The organism is Dactylosporangium sp. NPDC000244, from assembly GCF_040300725.1.
In the GTDB taxonomy this organism is placed as follows: domain Bacteria; phylum Actinomycetota; class Actinomycetes; order Mycobacteriales; family Micromonosporaceae; genus Dactylosporangium.
In genome coordinates this window covers 65,957-89,938 of the sequence record NZ_JBEPEH010000053.1, presented here as the reverse complement: position 1 = coordinate 89,938, position 23,982 = coordinate 65,957, and the positions used below count along the sequence as shown (strand labels likewise).

Below are 23,982 nucleotides of genomic sequence, written 5' to 3'. Positions count from 1 at the left end.
TACCCAACACCACCCGGACACACTACCCCGAATAGATACAAAACGATGGTCTGACCCGGAGGGTCAGACCATCGTTTAACACCAGTCACCTAGGCCGTGCATGGCCAGGTCGGCGTCGGTGATGTCGCCGCTGGCGGTGTAGTCGGCCTCCGTGTGGACATCGAAGGCTGCGGCGTCGAACACGACCGGCACCGCCGCCGGACGGCGGTCACGCAACCGGTGCCCGTGCCGGTCGGCGGCCGCCGGGTGGGTCATGCCGGGCCGGTAGAGCGCATACGGCTGGTGCCGGTGCCGGGCGTGGTACAGGGCGATGTCCGCCGCCCGGAACGGCCGGTCGCGATCCGGCAGCGCATCGGGCAGGGCCAGCCCGACCACGCAGGACACGGCCGGCGCCGCTTGTCCTGCCGGGCGGGGCGGCTCACCGCCGGGGTTGACGGGCACCGCGCGGGCGACCGCGTTCCGCACGGCGGCGGCGGCGTCGATGAGGCCGCTGCGGGTGAGATGCGGGAGCAGCACAACGAATTCGTCGCCGCCGAGCCGGCCGGCTACACCGCCCAGCCGGGCGGCGAATTCGGCCAGTTCGGCGGCGACCCCGCGCAGCAGCGCATCGCCGGTGTCGTGACCGAGCCGGTCGTTGACCGCCTTGAACCCGGTCAGGTCCAGCAGCAGCACGCCTGGGGCCAACCGGAAATCACGCAGGGCGCGTGCAGCCCGGCCCGGTTGCGCAGGCCGGTGAGGTCGTCGGTGCCGAGCGTCGTGGCCAGTCGGCGCCAGAACCAGGCGGCCGCGGCCACCTGGAGGAGTCCGGCAGCGCAGACCAGCAAGCCAACAGCAAGGTGATGCATGACGTCTCCTTTACAGCACAGAGGAAGCGGCCCGCCCTCGGGGCGGACCGTTGATCGATCTTGGTGTCGGTGTGGCGATGGGAGCCGTGCCCGCAGTTCGGTCGGGCGCCGCCCCGGACGGCTTCCGGTGCCGGGCAACCACCGTGTCCGGGGCCGGCCGGCCAGCTCAGCGCTCCGGGCGCGGCCGAGGGCTGGGCTACGCGAGCGCCTGTGCTGCGGGGTCTTCGACGATCTCGGCAAGGAGGGAGAGCCACTCGATGTCGGTCACGTCCTGCGCGCTGATGTACAGCCAGTGGATGCGTTCACCCGCACTCAGCCGGGTGAGTCCCGGCTCGGCCAGTTGCTCGTACGCGTGCGCCTGACGCAGCCGCGCCCGCCGGCCGCGTCTGCGCCGGGGCCGTGGGGGCCACCCAGCCCAGCGAACCCTCCCGCGTGCAGGAGGCCGAGCACGGCCGTCCACAGCTGGTACCGCTGCGCGCGGGTCGTCTCGCCGTCGCCGAGGCCGGCAAGCAGGGCCCGGACTCGAGCCGCGAGATCCTCGCCGACCCGGGTAGTCATCCGACGGTCCGGCCTGCGGCGGCGCTGCGGGCCGCAGGGACGCCGCGGTTCGGGCGGTCGGGGTGCTTCGGGTACGGTCCGACCGGCAGCGCCTCGCGGTCGTCGAGGGACGCCCAGTCCGCCCGCAACCTGCGATTGATTTTGACTTGGGCGGCCTGCCGGGCGGTGCCGAGGACCCGCAGGTACCGGTGGCAGCCGCGGTGCTGGACCAGGCGCAGCCCGACCGACGGATCGTCGCGGACCGCGTCGCGGAGCCAGGCGGCCGGCTGCTCCCCGGCGCGGATCGGCCGGGCCCCGTACCGCTGCACGAGGCGCCGCTCAGCGGCCTCGTGGCCGGGCTTCTGGCCGCGGATCTTCTGCATCGTGACGCCGTTGAGGTAGACGCCGTCCGGCAGCTGCCACTGGGTGCGCCGGGCACTGCGCCCGGCGACACGGTAGCCGCCGCCCTGGTAGATGTAGCCGACGTGCCCGGCGAACAACACTCGACCGGGACGCATCGACTCTCGGAACCGGGCCGGTTATGTGATCTGTCAAGTTGTCCAGGGGCGCTGTGTCTCACGCGTGGATCTTGTTCGGCAGTGGCACAGGGCCTCGGCGTTGGCCGAGGCCCTGTCTGTTTCGCGGTTGAGCATGCTTCTGGCGATGATCTCAATCAGGTCGTGGTTGCGCGGCTCGCTACAGCAGCGTGCCGCCGCTGACGTCGATCCATTGGCCGGTCACCCAACGGCTGTCGTCCGAGGCTAGGAAAGCTGCCGTGTCGGCGACGTCCTCAGGCGTTCCGATTCGGCCCATTGGTGACAGGGATGACAGCCAGGCCAGAGCGTCGCCGACGAGCCGTCCCTCGTGCATGTCGGTGTCGATGACGCCGGGAGCCACGGTGTTGACGGTGATGCCGCGTGGGCCGAGTTGCTTGGCGAGCATCTGGGTGAGGACGTCGAGTGCTCCTTTGGACATGGCGTAGGTGATCGATCTGGGCATGGCGGAGCCGTGGCTCAGCATCGTGCCGATGTTGATGATCCTGCCGCCGTCGCGCAGTCGTCGCAGCCCGTGTTGGCTGATGAAGAACGGCGCCCGGGTGTTGACCGCGAAGACGTGGTCGAAGTTGCTGCCGGTGATGTCCTGGATTTCGGCTTGGTCGCCAAGGATTCCGGCGTTGTTGATGAGGATGTCAAGGCCGTCGGCTTGGGCGTCGAATGCGGCCCACAGCGTCTCGGCGTCGCCCGGCACGCCGAGTCGGGCTTGGATGGTGAACGCCTGGCCGCCGGCGGCCTCGATCGCGGCGGCGGTTTCCTTCGCCGCCACTTCGTTGTTGCCGTAGTGCACGGCGACGCGGGCGCCGTCACGTCCGAGGCGTTTGGCGATGGCCCGGCCGATTCCTCGGCTGCCACCGGTGACCAGCGCCGTCTTCCCGGCGAGTGTCGTCATGTTCGCCTCCCTGCTCATCGCGCCGTGTTCAGCGTCCGGTAGGGGGTGGTAGCTCTGGCGTGCTTGAGGGCCCGCGCCCACCAGGCCACCTGGTCGAGGAGGGTCTCGGCTGCGGCGGCGGGTCGCTGCGGGTCTTTGGGCCTGCCGTCGCCGTCGAATTGTTCCCACACGTTGTGGAAGCTGACCGTGTCTCGGGTGGTGACAGCGTGCAGCTCGGTGAAGACGGCACGCAGGTGCTCGACCGCGCGCAGGCCGCCGGAGATCCCGCCGTAGGACACGAACGCCACGGGTTTGGCGTGGAACTGGGTGTTGTGCCAGTCGATGATGTTCTTCAGCCCGGCTGGATAGCTGCGGTTGTACTCCGGGGTCACCACGACGAACGCGTCGGCGGCGTCGAAGCGCGGGGTCAGCTCGCGCAGCGCCGCCAACACCTCGGGCGGGGGTGTCATTGTCGGTGCGGCCGAGCCGATCGGCACGTCGGCCAGGTCGACGCGGTCGACCAGGACGTCGTCGCGGCGATCGGCCTCGCCGGCGAACCAGTTGGCGACGGTCGGGCCGATGCGTCCGTCTCGGATGCTGCCGAGGATGACGGCCAGCTGTAGTCGGTGGTCAGACATGAGTCTTCTCCAGAACGGGGGTAGGTGTGGGACGGTCGTTCCGTAGCGGTGTTTCGCGGATGAGCCAGGCGAGCGCGAACGCGACCGCGCCGAGGGCCGCGCCGGCGAGGGCGATGGCGTGGACGCCGCTGGTGACCGCGGCGTGTACCGCGTCCTGGGTGGCGGCCGGGAGCTGGCGGACGACGCTGGCGGTCAGCTTGCCGCCGGAGAGGATCTGGCCGGTGTCGGCGGCGCCGAGCCGGTCGTCGAGCGTGTGGTGCAGGCGGTTGGTGTAGAGGGCGCCGAGCGCGGCGGCGCCGAGCGAGGCGCCCATGGTGTGCCACAGCGTGACCGAGCCGCTGGCCGCGCCCATGTCACGCGGCGGTGCGCTGTTGATGGTGACGATCGTGGTGCTCTGCATCAGCAGGCCCACGCCGGCGCCGGCGAACAGCGTCAGCGCCGACGCGAGCGCGACGTCGGTGTCCGGCCCAAGTGCGAGCAGCACGAGCATCCCGCCGGCCAGCAGCGTGCCGCCGAGGATCGGATACGCGCGGTAGCGGCCGGTGCGGCTGATGAGCTGGCCGCTGACGATCAGCACGAGGACCATGCCGAGCATCGCTGGCAGGATCAGCATGCCGCTCGCGGTCGCGGAGACGCCCTTGGCGAGTTGCAGGTACTGCGGCAGGAAGGTGGCGAAGACCATCATCCCGGCGCCGGCGAGCAGCCGCAGGATCTGGGCAAGGGTGAAGTTGCGGTTGCCGTACAGCCGCAGCGGGACGACCGGCTCGGCCACGCGTCGCTCGACGGCAACGAAGGCCGCCAGAGCGGCGAGGCTCACCACGGCGAGCGCGGCGATCGGTGCCGAGATCCAGGCGTACTGGCTGCCGGCCCAACTCGCCAGCAGGCTCAACGCGACCAGCGCGGTGGCGAGTAGGACGACGCCCAGGACGTCGATGCGGGTCTTGGTCCGTCGGGGCGCGGCCGGAATGGTGGTGGCGATGAGCAGCACGGCGGCGACGCCGAGCGGGATGTTGATGTAGAAGGCCCACCGCCAGCTCAGGTGGTCGGCGAACAGGCCGCCGAGCAGGGGGCCGGCGATGAAGGCGACGGGCATCATCGCGCCGAACAGGCCCATGAGCCGGCCGCTCTGGCGTGGCGGCACCAGTTCGGCGATGAGTGCGAGGGCGCCGACCATGAGGCCGCCACCGCCAAGGCCCTGCACTGCCCGGAAGCCGATGAGCTGGGTCATGTTCTGCGCCGCGCCGGACAGTCCGGACCCGAGCAGGAACAGGGTGATCGCGGCCAGGTACGCCCACTTGCGGCCGTACAGGTCGCCGAGCTTGCCCCAGATCGGTGTCGAGGTGGCCATGGCGACCAGGTAGGCCGTCACGACCCAGGAGAAGTGCTCCAGGCCGCCGAGGTCACCCACGATGACCGGCAGCGCGGGCCCGAGCATCATGCCGTCCAGTGGGGCCGTGATCATGCCGAGGATCACTCCGACCATGCCCACATATAAAGATCGACTCACGATCGGCTCCAATCGCGTACGTTGTACTCGAAATGACGCTAGCTTTTCGAGTACCATGTACGCAAGAAAGGAAGGTGTGATGTCCGCCGCCGAGATGTCCGCCGCCGAGGCTCAGGTCAGCATCTGGATGCGCCCGGAGAACGTCGAGCGGTCCGGGCCGGGTCGCCGGCCCGGATACAGCCGGGCCCAGATCACCCAGGCCGCCGTCGACGTCGCCGACCGCGAGGGGCTGGACGCCGCGACCATGCGCCGGGTCGCCCAGGAGTTGGGCACCGGCGCCATGTCGCTGTACCGGTACGTGCCCAAGCGCGACGACCTGATCGACCTCATGCTCGACGCGGTGGTCGGCGAGATCGAACTGCCCGAGCGGCCCAGCGGTGACTGGCGCGCTGACCTCTCGCTGGTGGCACACCAGACCCGCGCGGTCGGTCTGCGCCATCCCTGGCAGGCGACGCTTACCCGGCGCCCCACCCTCGGCCCCAACTCGCTGCGGGTCTACGACTTCGCGCTCAGCGCACTCGACGGGTTCGGCCTGCACATCGACGAGATGACCAGCCTCTGCGGCATGGTCGGCGACTACGTCGCCAGCGCGGTCCGCGACGAGATCGGCTGGCTCGACCACGCCCGGCACACGGGTATGAACCGCAAGCAGTGGATGGCCCAGTACGTCGGACCGTACGTCAGACACGTCGTCGAGTCCGAGCAGTATCCGTTGTTCAACCGCACCATCCGCGAGGGACGGCTTTCCCACCTATCACCCGACGCACGCTTCCAATACGGCCTCAACCATGTACTCAACGGCATCGCCGCCGCCCTACCCGACACGACGACGGGGTAAGACTCCGGCGTCGGTTTCCGTGTCTCTGATCATGGTTCGGTAGCCCAGTTGGTTGGCCGAGTAGGACGCGGTGTTGTTGGAGTGGAGCCAGTGCGTCCGTATCTATTTGTCGCTTGACCGGTCAGTCGGGCTGCTTCTCCATATGTGCAAGGACGCGGTCCGAGATCCTGGCGAGCATGTCGAGTTCTTCCTGGCTGAGGGCGTCGATGAACAGTCGGCGGACATGTTCGACATGCATGGGTGCCGCGTCTTCGATCGCCTTGAAGCCGGCTGGGGTGGCGACGATGAACGCTCCGCGTCCGTCGTCGGGACATTCCTCCTTGGCCACCAATCCGCGCTCTGTCATCCGCCGGACTTGGTGGGACATGCGGCTCTTCTCCCACTCCACCAGCTTTGCCAGCTCCATGAAGCGCATCCGTCCGCCGCTGGTTTCGGTAAGTTTGACCAACACGACGTAGTCGGCGGCGGACATGCCGGAGTCGGCCTGGACTCGGCGGGAGAGTCGTCCGATGAGCTTCTCCTGCATGCGGATGAAACTGTCCCAGGCGGCCTGCTGTTCCGAGGTGAGCCAGCGGGGCGTTGCGTCCATGCGGGGAGCGTAGCCACATCGTGCACGGCTCATGTCTGTCGGACACCCCGACGGATCAATGTCCGCAAGATCCGGTGTGTGGCGAGCGTTGGCATGCTTGACGCCCCACGGCTTGCGGCCGTGCGCGGAAGGGGCCCGTGGTCGGGCGTCGCCCCTCCGGGTGCCGAGGTGATGGGGCTGCGGTGATCCTCGTCGGAGCGGGGATCGCACTTGGTCACGGTTTTGACGGCAGTGCCGGACCGGTGAGACGCGGCGCGGGGTCACCCATGCGCTACCGCAGTCCGCCCGGTAGTGCAGGCAACCGACGACTCGGGGAACTAGTTGGCGCATCAACCATCTCCGTCTAGTGTAGGGGACGCGTCAACAAAGTCGGTTTGGGGGTCGCCGTCCGGTCAGCCGCACCTGGCCGGCTACCGGCATCGAGGTTTCGATGTGCAGCCTGAGGCCCACGGACGCGAAGCTCTGGAAGGGAATCCCATGAGATGGAGGACACGTGGTAGTGAACGTGAGCGATGTTCCCGAAGCCAAGCGGTACGAGGCTCGGGTCGAGGGAGCGTCCAGGGTCGCGGGCGTCGCGCAGTACATCCGCACCACGGAACTCATCGCGTTCGTACACACCGAGGTCTCGCCGGAGTACGAGGGCAGGGGAGTTGGGGCGGCCTAGCCCGCGCCGCCCTCGACGAGGCCCGTGCCGCGAGCCTGCTGGTCCTGCCCACCTGCCCATTTTTCGCGGGGTGGATCGCCCGGCACCCCGAGTACCAGGACCTGGTGTACCAGTCCCGCAGCAGGGTCAGCGACTGAACAGACGGGCATGGCAGCGACGGAGGTCGGTATGAGCAGCGGAACCGCGAAGAAGGCGTACGAGGGCCAGTCGATCACCGTGACCTTTGAGGCTAGGCGTTGCCTGCACGCCGCCGAGTGCGTCCGCGGTTTGCCGGAGGTCTTCGACCCGGGTCGGCGCCCGTGGATCCGGCCCGACGGTGCCGAGGCCGAGCGACTGGCCGAAGTGGTGCGGCGCTGTCCCTCCGGAGCGTTGCAGTACGAACTCGTGGACGGCGGGGCGGAGACCCCGGACCGGCCCACGCAGATCACGTGCAACTCCATCGGACAGTTGATCGTGCGCGGTGAGTTGAGGGTGGGCACGCCGCAAGGCGCGCGCGCTGAGACCAGGGCCGTCCTGTGCGGTTGCGGGCGGAGCCGCGAGCAGCCGTACTGCGATCACGCGGGGCCTTGCGGTCAGATACCGCAGGGCTGACCCGACATCCCGGCCTGTCGGTTCCCCGGATGAGCCAAGAATCGAGCAGGTGCTCCGCATCGTGCAATCATCCGAGTACGGCACCACTGAGGTGCTGCGCGTCGTCGATGTTTCGCCGCCCAACGCGGGCCCTGGTCGGGTACGACACGCGGTGCAATCCTCGACGCGTCCGGGAACAGCAGGTGGAGGTCACGGCCACCGATGTCGCAGAGGCCGTCGTCTTCGCGGTGACGAGGCACCCGCGGTTCGCGGTGCATGAGGTCCTGGTGCGGCCGGCCGGCAGGAGTTCTGAACGCGGTTCGCTGTTCGGTGAACGGGCGGCCCCGCGGGTCCGGGAGTTGCTGGAAGACGGCGACGACACGTGGAGCTGACCGGTCGCGAGCTGGCGCAGATCACCGGACGGAGGGCCCGTTCGCGCCTCCTGAGAGGCATCGGCGGGCACAGAAGAGACGAAACATTGAAGGAGCTGCATACGATGGATGCCTCGCAGATCGAGTTCGGTATCGACAGTTTCGGAGACCGCCCCCGTGATGACCAGGGGGCGATCGTCTCGCACGCGGAGGCGATCCGCGCGGTAGTGGCCGAGGCTGTGCTGGCCGACCAGATCGGCATCGACGTGGTCGCCTTGGGTGAGCACCACAGGCCGGAGTACGCGATCTCCAGTCCGGAGACGGTGCTCGCCGGCATCGCGACCGCCACGAAGCGCATCCGGCTCGCGTCGGGGGTGACGGTGCTGTCCTCGGATGATCCAGTGCGAGTGTTCCAGCGCTTCGCCACGGTCGACGCGCTCTCCAGCGGTCGCGCCGAGGTGATCCTCGGGCGAGGCTCGTTCACCGAATCGTTCCCGCTGTTCGGGTACGACCTGAAGGACTACGAGGTGCTGTTCGAGGAGAAGATCGACCTGTTCCACCGACTCCTGGACGAAAAGCCGGTGACCTGGGAGGGCACCACTCGCGCCTCCCTGCAGGACGCGGACGTCTACCCGAAGACGGACTCGGGACGTCTGAACACCTGGGTGGGAGTGGGCGGGTCGCCGCAGTCGGTGCTCCGCACCGCGCACTATGGGTTCCGGCTCATGCTCGCCATCATCGGTGGCGCACCCGATCGCTTCGCTCCGTACGTGGACCTGTACCGACGCGCGCACCAGCAGCTCGGCACGACCGCTCAGCCGGTCGGGGTGCACTCGCCCGGCTTCGTCGCCGCGACCGACGAGGAGGCCAGGGAGCTGTTCTACCCCGGCTACCGGGAGATCCGCGATCGGATCGGCGCGTTGCGCGGTTGGCCGCCGATCCAGCGGCGGGAGTTCGATGCCGACGTAGAGCACGGCTCGCTGTACGTCGGCTCGGTCGAGACCGTCGCGGCGAAGATCGCCCGCGCGATCCGGGTGCTGGACGTGGGCCGTTTCGACATGATCTACTCGGCCGCCGGGACGGTCTCCGCCTCCGCGCGGATGCGGTCGGTCGAGCTGTACGGCACGCAGGTCATCCCGCGGGTGCGTGAGCTTCTGGCCGAGCAGTCCGCGGTCACGGCGCGGGTGACACGATGACCTCTCATGTCACCACCATCGGCATCCTGGGTGCCGGGAAGGTCGGCACCGTCCTGGCACGCCTGGCCGTCGCCGCAGGCTACCGTGTCCTGATCGCCGGCTCCGGAGATCCTGCGAGGATCGCGCTGACCACTGAGGTTCTGACCCCCGGCGCGACTGCCGTTTGGCCGACCGAGGTCGCGGCGGCCGCCGACGTGGTGATCCTTGCGCTCCCGCTCAGCAAGCACCGCAACCTCCCGGCAGACGCGCTGAGGGGGAAGCTCGTCGTGGATGCGATGAACCACTGGTGGGAGATCGACGGCCCCCGCGACACGATCGCCCCGCCCGGTGTGTCTTCGAGCGATGCCGTGCAGCGGTTCCTGACGGGCGCGCGTGTCGTGAAGGCCCTGAACCACATGGGCTATCACGACCTCGAGGACGAGGCTCGTCCCGCAGGGCGTCCCGGGCGCAAGGCGATCGCGATAGCCGGCGACTCTCCCGAGGACGTCGCCGCGGTGTCACAGCTGATCAACGCGTTCGGATTCGACGCCGTTGCGATCGGCTCCCTCGCGGCCGGCGCCCGCCTCGAGCCCGGGACTGCTGCATTCGGAGCGAACATCGAGGCCGCCGAGCTGCGAACCCTCACCGCAGCCTCGGCCTCAGCCGCGTTCGAGGACCGAACCTGAACCGGAAACCGTTTGAAAGAACAGACAGATGACGCAAGCGTTCACAGACGGCACCGGTGCATCCGTAACGGTCACGCTCGAAAGCACGGGACCGATCAGCGCCTACACCGTGCCTCCGCCGCGCTGTCCCCGCCCGCGCCGACCTCTGCGATCTGTGAGAGCGGCACGCCCAACTCGGCGATCCGCCGGATGCGCAGCAGGGCGTACCAGATCCTGCACTCCGTACTGCTTGTACCCCGTTGTACCTGCGCTTGGGCTCGTCGAGCAGGCCGACCCGGTGGTAGTGCCGGATGGTGCTCACGGTGGTGCCGGCGAGTTCCGCGAGCTCGCGTTTGCTCCAGGCCACCTCGTGTCCTTCCCACGCTCACCAGGTGCATGTGGTCTCGTCCGCCGGCATGTCCGCTAACCTCACCCTGTCCGCGCCGTACCGGACTGGACGAAAGAAGCCTGAAGAACCTCGATCTTTCCAGCTCGCGGGTTATCGCATCAAATTCAGCGCAGTGTTGTTCACAACCCCATCGGTGGATCAGGGCTGAGTGCGCTGCGTCCGAATCGCTGCGCCGGAAACGCCTCAGTCGGCACCCACGATGCGGAGGGCGATCTTGGCGTAGCTCTCCCCGATCCACTCGGGACTCCAGAGCTGACCCTCGCGGTACCAGCGGGCAATGTCGATGCCCAGCGACAATAGAGCCACGCCGGCCAGGTGGGTGTCGGGTACATCGAACGCGCCGGAAACGACGCCGCGCTCGACGAGCTGGCGCAGCTCGCCTTCGATATCGCGACGGATCTCGCGGATCTCGCCGTAGTGCTCCGGTGTCAGGGCGGCGAGCTCGTAGTTCACGATGCGGGCTCGGGTGTGCCCCTCGGCATGGTAGACGGCGAAATCGTGGATGACCTGGCGGAGCGCCTCCACCGGGACCTCCGAGGAGGCGATAGCGTCGCGCACCAGACGCAGGGTGTCCTCGTGCCCGTTGCGCGAGATCAGGTAGAGCAGCTCCTCCTTCGACTTGTGGTGCACGTAGAGAGCCGCCGGGCTCATCCCAGCGGCAGCGGCGATGTCGCGCGTGGTCGTGCCATGGAAGCCCTTGTTCGCGAACGCCTCGATGGCGGCATCGAGGAGGCGTGCTCGGGTCGCATCTGCCCGCGGAAGGTCGGAGTTGTGTGTCATCGCGGGTCCATCATTCGTGCGGCCAAGCCTGTGACGTGTGCAACGGCGCTAATCGTCGGCCTCGTCTTCCGGTGATCGGGCTCCTGAGGCTACCTTAGCGCTAAGCAAGCGCTTAGTAACCTGGAGGGTCTTGATGCCCGAAGTCGTCGCGTGGATTCGTGAGCACGGCGGCGCGATCGTCAACGTGTCGTCGGTGTCGAGCATCCGCACGGCGCCCAACATCGGGTTCTACGGTGCCACCAAGGCGATGCTGAACTCGATCACCGAACTGCTGGCCGTCGAGCTCGGTCCGGACATCCGAGTCAACGGCGTCGCTCCGGCCATGGCGAGGACCAAGTTCGCCACAGCACTGTACGCGGACGCGAGGAGCAGGCGCGTCAAGCGTATCCGCTCAAGCGGCTCGGCGTGCCGGAGGACATCAGTGGGGCCGTGGCCTTCCTGCTGTCCGACGACGCGGCGTGGCTGACCGGCCAGACCGTCGTCATCGACGGTGGCGTGACGCTGACCGCCGGCGTCGAGTGAACCCCCTCAACGACAGGAGCCTCTTGATGACCATCACCCGCACCGCGGTCGTGACCGGAGCCGCGCGCGGCATCGGCGCCGTCGTTGCCCGCCGCCTGGCCGACGACGGCTTCCCCGTCGCCGTGCTCGACCTCGACGAGGGGGTCTGCAAACCGGTCGTCGACCAGATCGAGGCGGCCGGGGGTCGTGCGCTGGCCGTGGGTGTCGACGTCGCCGACGAGGAGGCTGTTGCCGCAGCGGTCGAGCGGGTCGCCGCTGAGCTCGGCGAGCCGACCGTCCTGGTGAACAACGCAGGCATCATCCGCGACAACCTGCTGTTCAAGATGACGGTCGCAGACTGGGACGCGGTGATGAACGTGCACCTGCGTGGCTCGTTCCTGATGTCGCGTGCCGTCCAGGGCTACATGACCAAGGCCGGCTTCGGCCGGATCGTGAACCTGTCCAGCACCTCGGCGCTGGGCAACCGCGGTCAGGTCAACTACGCGGCCGCCAAGGCCGGCCTGCAGGGCTTTACCAAGACCCTGGCCCTGGAACTGGGCAAGTTCGGCGTGACCGCCAACGCGATCGCGCCGGGCTTCATCGAGAGCGAGATGACGGCGGCGACCGCCGAGCGCATGGGGATCCCGTTCGAGGACTTCAAGGCCGGCGCGGCGCAGCAGATCCCGGTAGCGCGCACTGGCACGCCGGCGGACGTCGCGCACGCGGTGTCGTTCTTCGTCAGCGAGGGCGCCGGCTTCGTGTCCGGCCAGGTCCTGTACGTCGCTGGAGGGCCGAAGGCGTGAGGATTTTCGAGGGGATCGAAGAGCTCGAGCAGGCGGTCGGTTCCCACCTTGGCTACTCCGAGTGGCATACGATCACCCAGGAACAGATCGACCTGTTCGCCGAGGCGACGGGTGACCACCAGTGGATCCACGTCGACCAGGAGAAGGCCGCCCAGGGGCCGTTCGGCGCAACCATCGCGCACGGGTACCTCACGGTCAGCCTCGTGCCGATGCTGGTCTGGCAGGTCTACAGGATCGAAGGCCTGACGATGGGCATCAACTACGGCGCCAACAAGTTGCGCTTCCCCTCCCCGGTGACTGTGGGCTCTCGTGTGCGTGCAGGCGTCGAGCTGCTCTCGGTCACCCCGGGCGGGGGTGGGTACCAGGCCGTCGCCCGAGTCACCATCGAGCGCGAGGACGGCGACAAGCCGGCGTGCGTCGTCGAAACCGTCACCGTGCTGGTGCCCTGATGTCCGCCATCGAGGTAACCGACCCACCGGGGCTCGACCTCACCAGGCTCGGGGCCTGGCTGCCCGCTGCCGTGCCAGGCGCCGGGAGCGACCTGACTGCGACGCTGATCGTCGGTGGCAAGTCGAACCTGACCTACGAGGTCACCGATGGCACCAGCACCTGGATCCTCCGCCGGCCACCGCTCGGCCACGTGCTAGCAACAGCCCACGACATGGCGCGCGAATACCGCGTGATGTCGGCACTTCAAGACACGAGCGTCCCGGTGCCCACGACGTACGCGTTCTGCGAGGAGGCCACCGTCCTCGGCGCTCCCTTCTACGTGATGGAGCGCGTCGAGGGCAGCACCTACCGCTACGCGAGCGAGCTGGCGGCACTGGGTGTCGACCGGACGCGGGCGATCGCCGTCGATCTCATCGACACGCTCGCCGGCCTGCACAAGGTCGATCCGGCTGCCGTGGGGCTGAGCGACTTCGGCCAACCCGAGGGATTCCTCACCCGTCAGGTGCACCGATGGAAGAAGCAGCTGAACGCGTCGTACACGCGCGACCTGCCGGCCGCCGACGAGCTCTACGCGCGCCTGGTCGCCGACATCCCGGCGGAGTCGGCGACCGGCATCGTGCACGGGGACTTCCGACTCGACAACGTCATCACCGACGCCGAGGATCAGCCGGCCGCCGTCATCGACTGGGAGATGGCGACGCTCGGCGACCCGCTCACCGACCTGGCGCTGATGCTCGTCTACGGCCGTCTCGGTGAGACTCTCCCCGGCAAGATGGTGGACTACGCCTCCGCGCCCGGGTTCCTGTCCGAGGCCGAGACCATCGAGCGCTACTCGGCATCCAGCGACCGTGACCTCTCCCGGTTCGGGTTCTACCTCGGGCTCGCGTCATTGAAACTCGCGGGAATCATCGAGGGCATCCACTACCGCTACGTCCACGGTCAGACCGTTGGCGAGGGCTTCGACCACATCGGCGACGCGATTCACCCGTTGCTCGACGGTGGTCTTTCGGCATTGAAGGAGCAGTCCTGATGGACTTCGGATTCGACCGCACGACCGAAAAGCTACGCGAGAAGCTTCTCGACTTCATGGACACGCAGGTCCACCCCGCCGAGACGGTATTCCGCGAGCAGCTGGCAGCTCTCGACCACAGGTGGGCCTGGGACTCCGTGCCGGTGCTGCAGGAGCTCCGCACCGAAGCCCGCGCGCGAGGGCTCTGGAACCTCTTCCTGCCCGGTGAGCACGGTGCGGGGCTGACCAACCTGCAGTACGCACCACTGGCCGAGATCACCGGCCGCAGCGGGCACCTGGCGCCGGCGGCCCTCAACTGCTCGGCTCCCGACACCGGCAACATGGAGGTGCTCGCCCTCTTCGGCAACGAGTCGCAGCGCAAGGAGTGGCTGGACCCGCTGCTGGCCGGCGAGATCCGGTCGGCATTCGCGATGACCGAGCCCGCTGTCGCCTCCTCCGACGCCACCAACATCGCCACCCGCATCGAGCGCGACGGAGACGAATACGTCGTTAACGGCCGAAAGTGGTGGATCACCGGCGCGATGAACCCGAACGCGCAGATCTTCATCGTCATGGGCAAGACCGACCCGAGCGCGGAGCGGCACCGGCAACAGTCGATGCTACTGGTGCCGCGGGACACTCCCGGGCTCACGGTCGAGCGCGGCATGGAGGTCTTCGGGTACGACGATCATGACCACGGCGGGCACGCCGAGCTGACCTTCGAGGATGTGCACGTCCCGGTATCGAACCTGATCGCCGGAGAAGGCGATGGGTTCGGCATCGCCCAGGCCCGGCTTGGCCCTGGCCGGATCCACCACTGCATGCGCTCCATCGGCGTCGCCGAGCGGGCCATTGAGCTGATGTGCGCCCGCGCAGACGAGCGGGTCGCGTTCGGCAAGCCACTGGCGGAGCAGGGCGTCATCCGGGACTGGATCGCGGAGTCCCGTGTCCGCATCGAGCAGCTGCGCCTGCTGGTGCTCAAGACCGCGTGGCTGATGGACACGGTTGGCAACAAGGGCGCCCACACCGAGATCCAGGCGATCAAGATCGCCACGCCGTCCACGGTGCAGTGGATCCTCGACAAGGCCATCCAGGTCCATGGTGCCGGTGGCCTCTCGCAGGACTTTCCACTGGCCTCGGCGTACGCAGGCATCCGCACGCTCCGGTTCGCCGATGGACCGGACGAAGTGCACAAGAACGCGCTGGCGAAAGCCGAGCTGCGGCGACAGAGCAAAAGACGAGGTGAGGGCCGGTGACCCGCGACGAGCTGCGTGAGCGAGTCTGTACGTTCATGGCAGAGCGTGGTAGGCGGCTTGACGGGTGGGCCAGGGCTGCCGGTATTCGAGTACATCGAAGGCTGGTACAACACCCAGCGCCGAACTCCAGCCTCGGCTACCGCAGCCCCGCCGCCTACCGGATCTCCTTCATCCGCTCACTGCGAGTCGCACGCCGCCAGGTCACCGACCAGGCGGCGTTTTCCCCCCGGCAAACTCGCCCGCGCTCTCACCGTCACGCTCGCTGAGCTCAGCCACCGCCTCCTACCCGAACGACGACGATCCAACCCCCGGGTCATCAAACGAAAAGTCGCCGGCTGGCCCCTCAAACGGGCCCAGCACTACGAACCCCACCACGCACCTGAACCGATCGTCACCATCATCGGCGCCACCAAACCCACTCGGGTCGAACGAACCAGGCATCTATTACAAATCTTTCGGGATGTGAGTGACGGCATCAGAGGCGTAGGCCGGTATGGGCGGAACGGCTCGCCGAGCAGGCGTTCGCCGCTCTGTCCGGCGCTCACTGAGAGCGGTCGGTCGGACCGGGCAGCGTACGCTGCCCGCTGTCCACAAACCCGTGTGCCTCGCTCAGCGACTGCAGGTAGGCCTCGTAGGGTCTGGTCGGCGGGCGCACGACCGCGGTGGAAAGTACCCCTTGGCGGCGCCAGTGCTCCTTCCGGATGGCGATGCTCGTCCCTGCCTGGATCTCGAAGCCGATTGTGGTCCCGATCGAATTGACGAGCTGCCGCGCGCCGGCGTCGTCGCCTCGACACCACCGCTGCACAGCGCGGGCGATCACCTCGGGGCGGGAGATTCCACACGCCGCGATAGTCGCTCCCTGCGCAAGATCATCCAGTAGGCTCAGGCCGCCGAGCCCGGATATCAGTGCGACATCCGGTACGAGTGCCCCCAGCGCACGGATTCGGTCGAATGTTGGTGCCGCCTCGCACTTGATCGCCGTGACCTCCGGGCAATCCCGGACCGCGCGGACGAGGTCGGGTACCGCGATAGAGACGCCGGTCGAGGCAGGGTAGTCCTGAACCACCAGGGGGCGCTGAACCACCCGCTGCAGCTCACACAGGCGACCGGCGAGCATCGCCGCGTTCGGTGTGTCGACAGGTACCAGGTAGCCGGCGATGTCCCGGCCGAAGGCGCGGTTCAGTGCTGCCGCATCCGCCAGGCGACGGCGCGGGTCCGCGGTCATCAGCCCGGCGTACACCGGCACATCGCCGGATTCCAGCGCCGTGCGGACGACCTGATGCTTCTCTGCGGCGTCGAGCGTGTCGGGCTCGCCGATGACGCCCAGGACTACCAGGGCACCGCATCCGCGTTCGACGACTGCGTGGCAGTACCGCCGCATGGAACCCTCGTCAACCCGTGCGTCCCAGCCGACGAATGGCGTCGCCAGCATCGCCCACAGCGGCACCCTCGGGCGTACGTGGCTGGTCGCGCTCACCGGCCGACCGCGTATCCCTGGGCACCGCGCGGGTTGGCGGCGGCGGTAATGAGCCCGGTCGACCTGTCCAGCCGTACGGACGACAGCCGGCCCAGCGACCAGGCTCCCGATCGGTTGATGAGATGGCCGCGACCGTCCAGGTCGGCCAGTAGTTCCGGCATGACGCGGTTCTCGATCACGAGCCCGCCGGGCTCCCAGGTTCGCGGCCAGAAGCTGCCTGGGAAGCTCGTAGTGTGGAATGCGGGCGCCTCGATCGCCTCCTGCGCCCCGTAGCCGGCGGTGAGCGTACGTAGCAGGTAGAGCAGCTGCCACTGGTCCTGCTGGTCCCCGCCGGGCGTCCCGAGCGCGGTGATCGTGTCGGTGGTCGTGACAATGGTCGGGGACAGCGTCGTGCGCGGCCGCATGCCCGGCCTGAGCGCGGACGGACTCGCCGCATCGAGATGGGTCATCTGCAGCCGGGTACCGAGGCAGAAACCCAACTCCGGGATGGTGGGGGAGGACTGCAGCCATCCGCCCGACGGCGTGGCCGAGATGGCATTGCCCCAGCGATCGATGACGTCCACGTGACACGTGTCTCCCCGGACCTCTCCGGTGGGCCGGACGGTCGGCTCGCCGGTCGCCTCGGACGTCGGTCCGTCCGCCCGTTCGAGCAGCGCGGAGAACGGTGCCGGCAGTCCGGGGAAGTGACCCGGGCGCACCACGACGGATGCGAGCTTGCCGATCAGCTGTCGGCGGGTCGCCGCATACGCGGGGGAGAGCAGGGTGTCCAGAATCTGCGGGTTGAGGCCGTCGCCGTAATAGGCGTCGCGGTCGGCGAATGCGAGTTTCATCGCTTCGACTGCGAGGTGCACCCCGTCGGCCGTATCGACGTCCAGTTCCGCGTTGCTGTAGGCATCCAGGATCGCTAGCGTTTGTAAAAGCACGGGACCTTGGCTCCAGGCACCGGCCTTCAGGATTCGATGGCCTCGGAATTCGATGCTGACCGGAGCCTCGAAGTGCGCCTGGTAGCGGGCCAGGTCCACCGAATCGAGGACGCCCCGATGCACCCCGCCGGTCGAGTGTAGATGCGGGGTGTCGGCCACGAAACGATGGATGGACTGCGCGACGAATCCCCTCGCCCAGGTCCGGCGCGCCGCGTCGATGACCGCGCGCCGGTCGGCACCACGGCCTGCAGCAAGGATTGCCTCGTCGCGTAGGCGGCGCAGCGTACGGGCGTAGGAGCGATTGGTGAACAGTTCCCCGGTACGGGGCGGCGCGCCGTGCTGCAACCATAGGTCAGCCGATGTGCGCCAGTGGTCGACGAAGAGGTCGCGGACAGCGGCGATGACATCCACGACCCGGCCGAGCACGGGATGTCCGTTCTCGGCGTAGTGGATCGCGTATTCGAGGATGTCGCCGAGGCCCCAGGTGCCGTAGTCGCGCAGGAGCAGCAGCCAACCGTCCACGGCACCGGGCACCGCTGCGGCCAGTGCCCCGGAGCCGGGTACAGCCGTGAGGCCTTCTCGCGTGTAATGGCTGATCGTGGCGCAGGCCGGCGCGGGTCCCTGCCCGCACAGCACGGCCGGCTCGCCGCCGGCGGGGGCCACGATCGCGACGAGGTCACCGCCGGGCCCGTTCAAGTGTGGCTCGACGACATGGAGCACGAACGCCGCTGCCGTGGCGGCATCGAAGGCGTTGCCGCCACGTTCCAGCACCCCCAGACCGACGGCCGAGGCGATCCAGTGCGTGGAGGCGCACGCTCCGAACGTCCCGTGGAGGTTCGGTCGGGCCAGGAGCGGGGGGTCAGTGGTCATGTGAGGAAGTATTGCATCTGATGGTGCAAAAGTTGGATGCAATCAGTTACAGTGTGGCGGCGGATGATCGACGAGGAGGATGACGGGTATGACCCATGACCACGGCAACCAGACGTTCCCGACCGCCCCGGGCGACACACTGATCTTCGAGAACGAGCGGGTGCGCGTCTGGACGATGACCCTGGCCGCGAACGGCGGAATCTACGACTTCCATCAACACGAGCACGACCACGTCATCATCTGGCCCGATGCCGGGCGCGCCCGGGCAATGCAGTACGGCGACGACGACTGGACCGTCTCGCAGGTGGCCGAGGCGGGCTTTGTGATGTTCAAGACGGTCGGCAGCGGCGGCCCGATGGTCCCGCACCGCATCCAGAACCTCGAGGACCACCCCGTCACGCATTACATCATCGAGCTGATCAGCGAGCCGTCGCCCAGCCCGTCCACCCTCGCGACGGAGTCGAACGACCGGGGTTACACGACCAATCCGCTGCTGTCGGTGACGACCGGGCAGGACTGAGCACTTCGGCGAGGCGAATTGCCAGCCGCGGCGTATGGCTGCGCCGCGGCTCCGCCGTGATGCCGCCAGACAGAAGGTGAGTTGTAGTAAGCCATGAAAATAGGCGTCCCGAAAGAGATCAAGAACCACGAGTACCGCGTGGCCATCACCCCGGCCGGCGTGCGCGAGCTGGTGCTGCGCGGGCACTCCGTCGTTGTCGAGGCCCAGGCGGGCCAAGGCTCCTTCATCGCCGATAAGGAGTACATGGACGCCGGTGCGGCTGTCGAGCACGACGCGGACCGCGTGTGGAGCGACAGCGAGATGGTCCTCAAGGTGAAGGAACCGATCAAACCGGAGTACCACCGCCTCCGCGACGGACTGGTCCTATTCACGTACTTGCACCTGGCCGCGGACCGGGCTCTTGCGCGGGAGCTCCTCGACCGGGGTGTGACCGGCATTGCGTACGAGACCGTCCAGTCGGCGGATCGCACGCTGCCTCTTCTGGCACCGATGTCCGAAGTTGCCGGACGTTTGGCGCCCCAGGTCGGCGCCGCGGCCCTGCAACGCCCGTATGGCGGCCGGGGCATGCTGCTGGGCGGGGTCACTGGTGTGCCCGCGGCCAAGGTTGTGGTCATCGGCGCCGGTGTCGCCGGGCTCAACGCGACGCGGATCGCCGTCGGGATGGGCGCCGACGTGTCGGTGATTGACCGCAGCCTCGCTGCATTGCAGCGGGCCGACCAGCTCTTCGCAAGCCGCGTGCGGACCATCGTCGCAAGCGAATATGCCATCGAGCGGGAGTGTCTCGACGCAGATCTCGTCATCGGGGCTGTCCTGGTCCCGGGTGCTGCCGCTCCGAAACTGGTGTCCAACGCGCTCGTAGCCCGGATGAAGCCGGGCGCGGTCCTCGTCGACATCGCGATCGACCAAGGGGGTTGCTTCGAGGATTCGCGCCCCACGACGCACGCCGAGCCGACCTATCCGGTCCACGAAACCGTGTTCTACTGTGTGGCGAACATGCCTGGGGCGGTCGGGAATACATCGACCTACGCGCTCACGAACGTGACTCTGCCCTATGTTACTGAGTTGGCGGACCATGGCTGGAAGGCGGCCCTGGGAGCAGACCGGTCCCTGGCGCTGGGCCTGAATACCTATGGTGGCAACCTGATAAACCCCGCGGTCGGGGAGGCCCTTGGCATCGAGGTCCACGACCTCGCCTCGGCGATCACGTGACGCACAACGCGGGTGGAGCAGTGATATCAAGCCGCGTCCACCTGGCCTTGATGCTCGCCCTGACATTTTCCACCGGTGTGGTTGACGCGGTGGGCTACCTCGGGCTGGACCGGGTCTTCACCGGGAACATGACGGGCAACGTCGTCATCCTCGGGATGGCGCTTGCCGGGGCGGAGGAGCTCTCGGTAGTCGGTCCGCTGCTGGCGCTGGGCGGCTTCATTATCGGAGCAGCCCTGGCCGGCTGGACCCTACGCGGGCGCAGCGCCGGCTGGTCGTGGCGAACCACCGGGTTGCTCACGCTGACGGCCGGCCTCCTGTTGGCATGTGGTGCCGTACTGCTTGGCGTAACGGATCCGGCCAAGAGCATGCAGGTCACTGTGGCCACGGTGCTCGGCGCGGCGATGGGCGTCCAGGCGGCCACCGCGCGGCATATCGCCGTCAAAGACGTCACCACCGTCGTTGTCACCTCCACGATCACTGCCTGGGCGGCCGGACTGACGCTGCCACCCGCGGCGCACGCGGACCAGGGCCTGGGTACCCGGCGGGTGACAGCGGTCGTGCTGATCCTGGGCGGAGCGGCGGTCGGAGCGGCGTTGCTGCACTGGCATGCGAGTGCGGGCCTGCTCGTCGCCGGCCTGATCGTTGCGGCGGTAGCAGTGCTGGGTGGCCGGATTTCCCGCGTATGATAGGCCATCCCTGCGCCGTAGGGGCTGCGCCGCAGTGATTCCCCGGCCAGCCTCTGGGCGGCGTTCGAAACCGCCGGCCATTGCACCCGGGTCGTGGGCGGTCGGCCGACACGTTCACGCCCGCTCGAGCACTCAGTCGCCGAGTGGCAGGCGGAGCAGCGGCTCGACGGCCTCCACGAGCGTCGTGACCGCGTCGGCGGTGGCTGTCGCACCACCGATGCCCGAGCGGCCGAACGAGCCGCGGATCGCCTTGCGGATTTGCGCGTCCCTCGGCCACGGCCCGCGCGGGTCGTCGGCCACTGGGCACGCATTTCCAGTTCGTGTCGGTCCAGATGGGAACCCGCAGCCAGCCCTCGCCGTGATCCACAGGAATGCGCTCCACACTGCGGTAGCTGCCGCGCCTGGATCAGATTCCAGCACGATATTGCATCCGATTGTAGACAAGCTGCATCTCAAGTGATTATGGTCTGCGTAGGCCGAAGCCAAGCGTCGAACGAGCGAAGAGACAGATGTCGGAGGTGCCGATAACCATGAACGACACCGTGGACGCCGTCACGGCATGGGCCGGGCTGGGTGCACGTCAGGTCTCCACCAACGGCATCGAGTTGCGCGTGGTCGAGCACGGCACTGGCCCACTGGTCGTGCTCTGCCACGGCTTTCCCGAACTTGGATTCTCCTGGCGGCACCAGGTTTTCGCGTTGGCTGCTGCCGGGTACCGCACCCTCACGCCGGACCTGCGCGGCTACGGCGGCAGCTCCCGCCCCGACGCACCGGCTGCGTACGACTTGCGAACGATCAGCGCCGACCTGGTCGGGTTGCTCGACGCGGCCGGCGCAGACGATGCCGTCTTCGTCGGCCACGACTGGGGCGCCAACGTCGTCTGGCATCTCGCGCTGCAGTATCCCGACCGCGTTCGCGCCGTCGCCGGCCTGAGCGTGCCACCGGCGGCTCGGCCACCCCTCCCGCCCATGCAGGTGCTGCGGTCACGCTTCGGCGAGGACTTCTACATGTGCTGGTTCCAAGACCCGGCAGTGGCCGAGGCGGTGCTCGAGCGGTCGGTCCGTACGTCGCTCAGCCTCGACGGCTGGCCGGTCACCGGCGGGCCACAGGCCTGGCTGAGCGCGGCTTCCAGACGTCCGCCCTGGCTCACGGATCGTGAACTCGACGTCTTCGTTCAAACCTTCGAGACCACCGGATTCACCGGCGGTCTGAACTACTACCGCAACATCGACCGCAACTGGGCGCAGAGCGCCGAGCTCACCGGGCTCACCATCGACCAGCCGTCGCTGTTTCTGACCGGCTCGGAGGACCCGGTGCGGTCCTTCATGCCGGCCACGCGTATCAGCGACATGCTCACCGACCTGCGGGCCAACATCGTGGTGGATGGCGCCGGGCATTGGATCCAGCAGGAACGACCGGGCGACGTCAACCACGCGCTGATCGGATTCCTCGGATCTCTGCCTGCCTGAAGGCTGGCTGGTATCGGACCGCACAAACCTTAAGTTGCGACGCTTCGAGGGGACGTGAGGGCAGTGTCGTTCAACCTGGCTTTGATACTGCGCGAGCAGGCCGCCAGAAACCCCGACCGGCTTCTGCTGCATTCAGGCGCAGATTCATGGAGCTATCGCGCCGTCGACACGGCATCGGGACGGCTGGCCGCAGCTCTGCGTCGGCTCGGGCTGCGCCCCGGGGATCGGATCGCCGTGCAGCTGCCCAATGTGCCCGAGTTCGTCATCGCGTACTTCGGGGCGCTCCGGGCCGGCCTGGTCATGGTCCCGTTGAGCCCGCAGCTGACCGCCCACGAGCTGCGGTATCACCTCATCGACAGTCAGGCCAGGCTCATCATCACCCACGAGCTTTCCGTTGAGCAGGCATCCGAAGCGGCACGCGACATCGGCGACGTGCCCGTCCACGTCGTCGCAAGCGATGCTGCGCCGGATGGCGTCGCCCACTTCGATGACCTGCTCACGGGAGACGACGAGTCCGATCTCCACCCGACAGCGCCGGAGGACACCGCGGTGCTGCTCTACAGCAGCGGGACCACGGGCAAACCCAAGGGCGCCGAGCTGACACATTTCCAGCTGTTCATGAACTGCACGGTCGCCGGCGAACTGTTCGGTATCAGACCCGACGACGTGTCCGTGGCTGTGCTGCCGCTGTTCCACGTCTTCGGCCTGTCCATGGTCCTCAACCTCGCGGTGCGTTACGGCGCCGGCCTCGCTCTGGTGCCCCGCTTCCAACCCGACGAGGTCCTGGACATCATCGAACGACTGCGGTGCACCGTCTTCTGGGGCGTTCCGACGATGTACGTCGCCCTCCTCCGCGCCGACGCGGCAGGGCGCAACCTCTCGAGCCTGCGCGCCGCTGTCTCCGGTGGCGCGGCCATCCCCGGCGAGGTCATCCGGCAGTTCGAGGAAAAGTTCTCCGGTGCCATCGTCCTGGAGGGGTATGGGCTCTCCGAGACGGCCAGCGTGGCGACGTTCAATGTCAGTGCCGAACAGCGCAAGGTGCTCTCCATAGGCAGAGCCATCTGGGGCGTGGAGGTGCGCATCGTAGGCCCGGATGGCGCCGAGCTGCCGCCTGGGCCCCGGCAGGTCGGTGAGATCGTGATCCGCGGCCACAATGTGATGAAGGGATACCACAACCGGCCCGAGGAGACGGCTCGCGCGATACGCGACGGCTGGTTCCACACCGGCGACCTCGGCTACCGCGACGAGGAGGGCTACTTCTTCATCGTGGACCGGCTGAAGGACCTGATCATCCGGGGCGGGTACAACGTGTATCCGCGAGAGGTCGAAGAGGTCCTGTACGAACATCCCGCGGTGGCCGAGGCCGCTGTCGTCGGTCGGCCTGATGCCCGATTGGGCGAGGAAGTCACCGCCCACGTCGTGCTGCGGCCCGGAGTTACGGCCGACAGCCGGGACCTGCACGTTCACTGCCGTGAACGCCTGGCTGGCTACAAGAACCCCCGCGAGATCCACATCGTCGCCGCCCTTCCCAAGGGTCCGACCGGCAAAATCCTCAAGCGCGCGTTGCGTCAGTAGCCGGCGCAGAGTCCCCCGATCGTTGTGTACTGAAACCCAACGCCGCCTGATCGAACGCAATCGAAGCTAGGTGGCATTCCATATGAGCAGCCCAGTCGTCGCCAAGGCGACGGCGACCGTCGGGGAGCAGCTCACCGTCGTGGCAAGCGCGACGTCCACGCCACACCCCAATGAGCGTTGCACACCCCATCAGCGCTCAACACCCCGTGAACAGAGCACTC

The 23,982-nt window shown here is 68.0% G+C and carries 27 protein-coding genes and 2 pseudogenes; 16 read left to right on the top strand and 13 right to left on the bottom strand.

Annotation, left to right across the window (positions count from 1 at the left end):
• Positions 1-75 precede the first annotated feature (75 nt).
• The 7 genes from ABT369_RS50385 to ABT369_RS50355 form a co-directional block, all read right to left on the bottom strand.
• A complete protein-coding gene (locus tag ABT369_RS50385; protein ID WP_350624502.1) occupies positions 76-672 on the bottom strand; it encodes a GGDEF domain-containing protein in 597 nt (198 codons plus the stop codon).
• Complete coding sequence (locus ABT369_RS50380) at positions 654-845, bottom strand: hypothetical protein (protein ID WP_350624500.1); 192 nt, start codon at positions 843-845, stop codon at positions 654-656. Before ABT369_RS50380 ends, ABT369_RS50385 begins: the two co-directional genes overlap by 19 nt.
• 312 nt (positions 846-1,157) lie before the next feature.
• Entirely contained in the window at positions 1,158-1,403 is a 246-nt protein-coding gene (locus ABT369_RS50375; RefSeq protein WP_350624498.1) for a hypothetical protein, read from the bottom strand.
• Complete coding sequence (locus ABT369_RS50370; protein WP_350624496.1) at positions 1,400-1,900, bottom strand: hypothetical protein; 501 nt, start codon at positions 1,898-1,900, stop codon at positions 1,400-1,402. Before ABT369_RS50370 ends, ABT369_RS50375 begins: the two co-directional genes overlap by 4 nt.
• A gap of 178 nt (positions 1,901-2,078) precedes the next feature.
• On the bottom strand, positions 2,079-2,828 hold the full coding sequence (locus ABT369_RS50365; RefSeq protein WP_350624494.1) for an SDR family oxidoreductase: 750 nt from the start codon (positions 2,826-2,828) through the stop codon (positions 2,079-2,081).
• A gap of 14 nt (positions 2,829-2,842) precedes the next feature.
• Positions 2,843-3,445: an NADPH-dependent FMN reductase gene (locus tag ABT369_RS50360; protein WP_350624492.1), complete on the bottom strand. Its 603-nt coding sequence runs from the start codon at positions 3,443-3,445 to the stop codon at positions 2,843-2,845.
• Entirely contained in the window at positions 3,438-4,928 is a 1,491-nt protein-coding gene (locus tag ABT369_RS50355) for an MDR family MFS transporter (RefSeq protein WP_350624490.1), read from the bottom strand. The genes ABT369_RS50360 and ABT369_RS50355 overlap by 8 nt, the downstream gene beginning before the upstream one ends.
• 103 nt (positions 4,929-5,031) lie before the next feature.
• On the opposite strand from ABT369_RS50355, the gene ABT369_RS50350 reads away from it, so the two are divergent.
• The gene (locus ABT369_RS50350; protein ID WP_350624488.1) at positions 5,032-5,790 is read left to right on the top strand and encodes a TetR/AcrR family transcriptional regulator; all 759 of its coding nucleotides are present in this window, start codon (positions 5,032-5,034) and stop codon (positions 5,788-5,790) included.
• 121 nt (positions 5,791-5,911) lie between these two features.
• Here the strand turns inward: ABT369_RS50350 and ABT369_RS50345 are convergent, their stop codons facing one another.
• On the bottom strand, positions 5,912-6,379 hold the full coding sequence (locus tag ABT369_RS50345) for a MarR family winged helix-turn-helix transcriptional regulator (RefSeq protein ID WP_350624486.1): 468 nt from the start codon (positions 6,377-6,379) through the stop codon (positions 5,912-5,914).
• Between the two features lie 493 nt (positions 6,380-6,872).
• Between ABT369_RS50345 and ABT369_RS50340 the strand changes: the two are divergent.
• The 5 genes and pseudogenes from ABT369_RS50340 to ABT369_RS50320 all read left to right on the top strand — a co-directional run bounded on the left by ABT369_RS50340 (position 6,873) and on the right by ABT369_RS50320 (position 9,845).
• Positions 6,873-7,180: pseudogene (locus ABT369_RS50340) on the top strand (GNAT family N-acetyltransferase).
• A 31-nt stretch (positions 7,181-7,211) separates the two neighbouring features.
• Positions 7,212-7,634, top strand: a complete 423-nt coding sequence (locus ABT369_RS50335; RefSeq protein WP_350624484.1) for a (4Fe-4S)-binding protein — start codon at positions 7,212-7,214, stop codon at positions 7,632-7,634.
• Between the two features lie 182 nt (positions 7,635-7,816).
• A complete protein-coding gene (locus tag ABT369_RS50330; RefSeq protein ID WP_350624482.1) occupies positions 7,817-8,005 on the top strand; it encodes a hypothetical protein in 189 nt (62 codons plus the stop codon).
• A 104-nt stretch (positions 8,006-8,109) separates the two neighbouring features.
• The gene (locus tag ABT369_RS50325) at positions 8,110-9,180 is read left to right on the top strand and encodes an LLM class flavin-dependent oxidoreductase (protein ID WP_350624510.1); all 1,071 of its coding nucleotides are present in this window, start codon (positions 8,110-8,112) and stop codon (positions 9,178-9,180) included.
• Positions 9,177-9,845 carry an NADPH-dependent F420 reductase gene (locus ABT369_RS50320; RefSeq protein WP_350624480.1) on the top strand — a complete coding sequence of 223 codons (669 nt, stop codon included), beginning with the start codon at positions 9,177-9,179 and terminating at the stop codon, positions 9,843-9,845. Before ABT369_RS50325 ends, ABT369_RS50320 begins: the two co-directional genes overlap by 4 nt.
• Here the strand turns inward: ABT369_RS50320 and ABT369_RS58090 are convergent.
• A complete protein-coding gene (locus ABT369_RS58090; protein ID WP_502891931.1) occupies positions 9,802-10,191 on the bottom strand; it encodes a MerR family transcriptional regulator in 390 nt (129 codons plus the stop codon). The two genes, ABT369_RS50320 and ABT369_RS58090, sit on opposite strands and share 44 nt — an antisense overlap.
• Positions 10,192-10,416: 225 nt before the next feature.
• Positions 10,417-11,013: a TetR-type transcription factor C-terminal domain-containing protein gene (locus ABT369_RS50310; RefSeq protein ID WP_350624478.1), complete on the bottom strand. Its 597-nt coding sequence runs from the start codon at positions 11,011-11,013 to the stop codon at positions 10,417-10,419.
• Positions 11,014-11,146: 133 nt separating this feature from the next.
• Here ABT369_RS50310 and ABT369_RS50305 point away from each other — a divergent pair.
• The 5 genes and pseudogenes from ABT369_RS50305 to ABT369_RS50285 all read left to right on the top strand — a co-directional run bounded on the left by ABT369_RS50305 (position 11,147) and on the right by ABT369_RS50285 (position 15,032).
• Positions 11,147-11,535 (top strand): annotated as a pseudogene (locus tag ABT369_RS50305) (SDR family oxidoreductase).
• Between the two features lie 26 nt (positions 11,536-11,561).
• Positions 11,562-12,317 (top strand): SDR family oxidoreductase, encoded by a 756-nt coding sequence (locus ABT369_RS50300; protein ID WP_350624476.1) that lies wholly within the window; start codon positions 11,562-11,564, stop codon positions 12,315-12,317.
• Positions 12,314-12,766 carry a MaoC family dehydratase gene (locus ABT369_RS50295; protein ID WP_350624474.1) on the top strand — a complete coding sequence of 151 codons (453 nt, stop codon included), beginning with the start codon at positions 12,314-12,316 and terminating at the stop codon, positions 12,764-12,766. The genes ABT369_RS50300 and ABT369_RS50295 overlap by 4 nt, the downstream gene beginning before the upstream one ends.
• Positions 12,766-13,797, top strand: coding sequence for a phosphotransferase family protein (locus ABT369_RS50290; RefSeq protein ID WP_350624472.1), 1,032 nt, complete (start codon positions 12,766-12,768; stop codon positions 13,795-13,797). The genes ABT369_RS50295 and ABT369_RS50290 overlap by 1 nt, the downstream gene beginning before the upstream one ends.
• Positions 13,797-15,032: an acyl-CoA dehydrogenase family protein gene (locus ABT369_RS50285; protein WP_350624470.1), complete on the top strand. Its 1,236-nt coding sequence runs from the start codon at positions 13,797-13,799 to the stop codon at positions 15,030-15,032. Before ABT369_RS50290 ends, ABT369_RS50285 begins: the two co-directional genes overlap by 1 nt.
• 541 nt (positions 15,033-15,573) lie before the next feature.
• Here ABT369_RS50285 and ABT369_RS50280 read toward each other — a convergent pair.
• Both ABT369_RS50280 and ABT369_RS50275 read right to left on the bottom strand, forming a co-directional pair.
• Positions 15,574-16,509: a dihydrodipicolinate synthase family protein gene (locus ABT369_RS50280; protein ID WP_350624468.1), complete on the bottom strand. Its 936-nt coding sequence runs from the start codon at positions 16,507-16,509 to the stop codon at positions 15,574-15,576.
• A complete protein-coding gene (locus ABT369_RS50275) occupies positions 16,506-18,302 on the bottom strand; it encodes a gamma-glutamyltransferase family protein (protein ID WP_350624466.1) in 1,797 nt (598 codons plus the stop codon). Before ABT369_RS50275 ends, ABT369_RS50280 begins: the two co-directional genes overlap by 4 nt.
• An 88-nt stretch (positions 18,303-18,390) precedes the next feature.
• Here ABT369_RS50275 and ABT369_RS50270 point away from each other — a divergent pair, with 88 nt between their 5' ends.
• From ABT369_RS50270 to ABT369_RS50260, 3 genes are all read left to right on the top strand, one after another.
• Positions 18,391-18,822, top strand: a complete 432-nt coding sequence (locus tag ABT369_RS50270; RefSeq protein ID WP_350624464.1) for a cupin domain-containing protein — start codon at positions 18,391-18,393, stop codon at positions 18,820-18,822.
• Between the two features lie 93 nt (positions 18,823-18,915).
• Complete coding sequence (ald, locus tag ABT369_RS50265) at positions 18,916-20,031, top strand: alanine dehydrogenase (protein WP_350624462.1); 1,116 nt, start codon at positions 18,916-18,918, stop codon at positions 20,029-20,031.
• Positions 20,032-20,081: 50 nt separating this feature from the next.
• Positions 20,082-20,717 carry a YoaK family protein gene (locus ABT369_RS50260; protein ID WP_350624460.1) on the top strand — a complete coding sequence of 212 codons (636 nt, stop codon included), beginning with the start codon at positions 20,082-20,084 and terminating at the stop codon, positions 20,715-20,717.
• Positions 20,718-20,849: 132 nt separating this feature from the next.
• On the opposite strand, the gene ABT369_RS50255 is transcribed toward ABT369_RS50260, so the two are convergent.
• Positions 20,850-21,017, bottom strand: a complete 168-nt coding sequence (locus ABT369_RS50255; RefSeq protein WP_350624458.1) for a hypothetical protein — start codon at positions 21,015-21,017, stop codon at positions 20,850-20,852.
• A 230-nt stretch (positions 21,018-21,247) separates the two neighbouring features.
• Between ABT369_RS50255 and ABT369_RS50250 the strand changes: the two genes are divergently transcribed.
• Together ABT369_RS50250 and ABT369_RS50245 are read left to right on the top strand one after the other, a co-directional pair.
• Positions 21,248-22,186 carry an alpha/beta fold hydrolase gene (locus ABT369_RS50250; RefSeq protein WP_350624456.1) on the top strand — a complete coding sequence of 313 codons (939 nt, stop codon included), beginning with the start codon at positions 21,248-21,250 and terminating at the stop codon, positions 22,184-22,186.
• Between the two features lie 63 nt (positions 22,187-22,249).
• A complete protein-coding gene (locus ABT369_RS50245) occupies positions 22,250-23,761 on the top strand; it encodes a long-chain-fatty-acid--CoA ligase (protein ID WP_350624454.1) in 1,512 nt (503 codons plus the stop codon).
• Positions 23,762-23,982 lie beyond the last annotated feature (221 nt).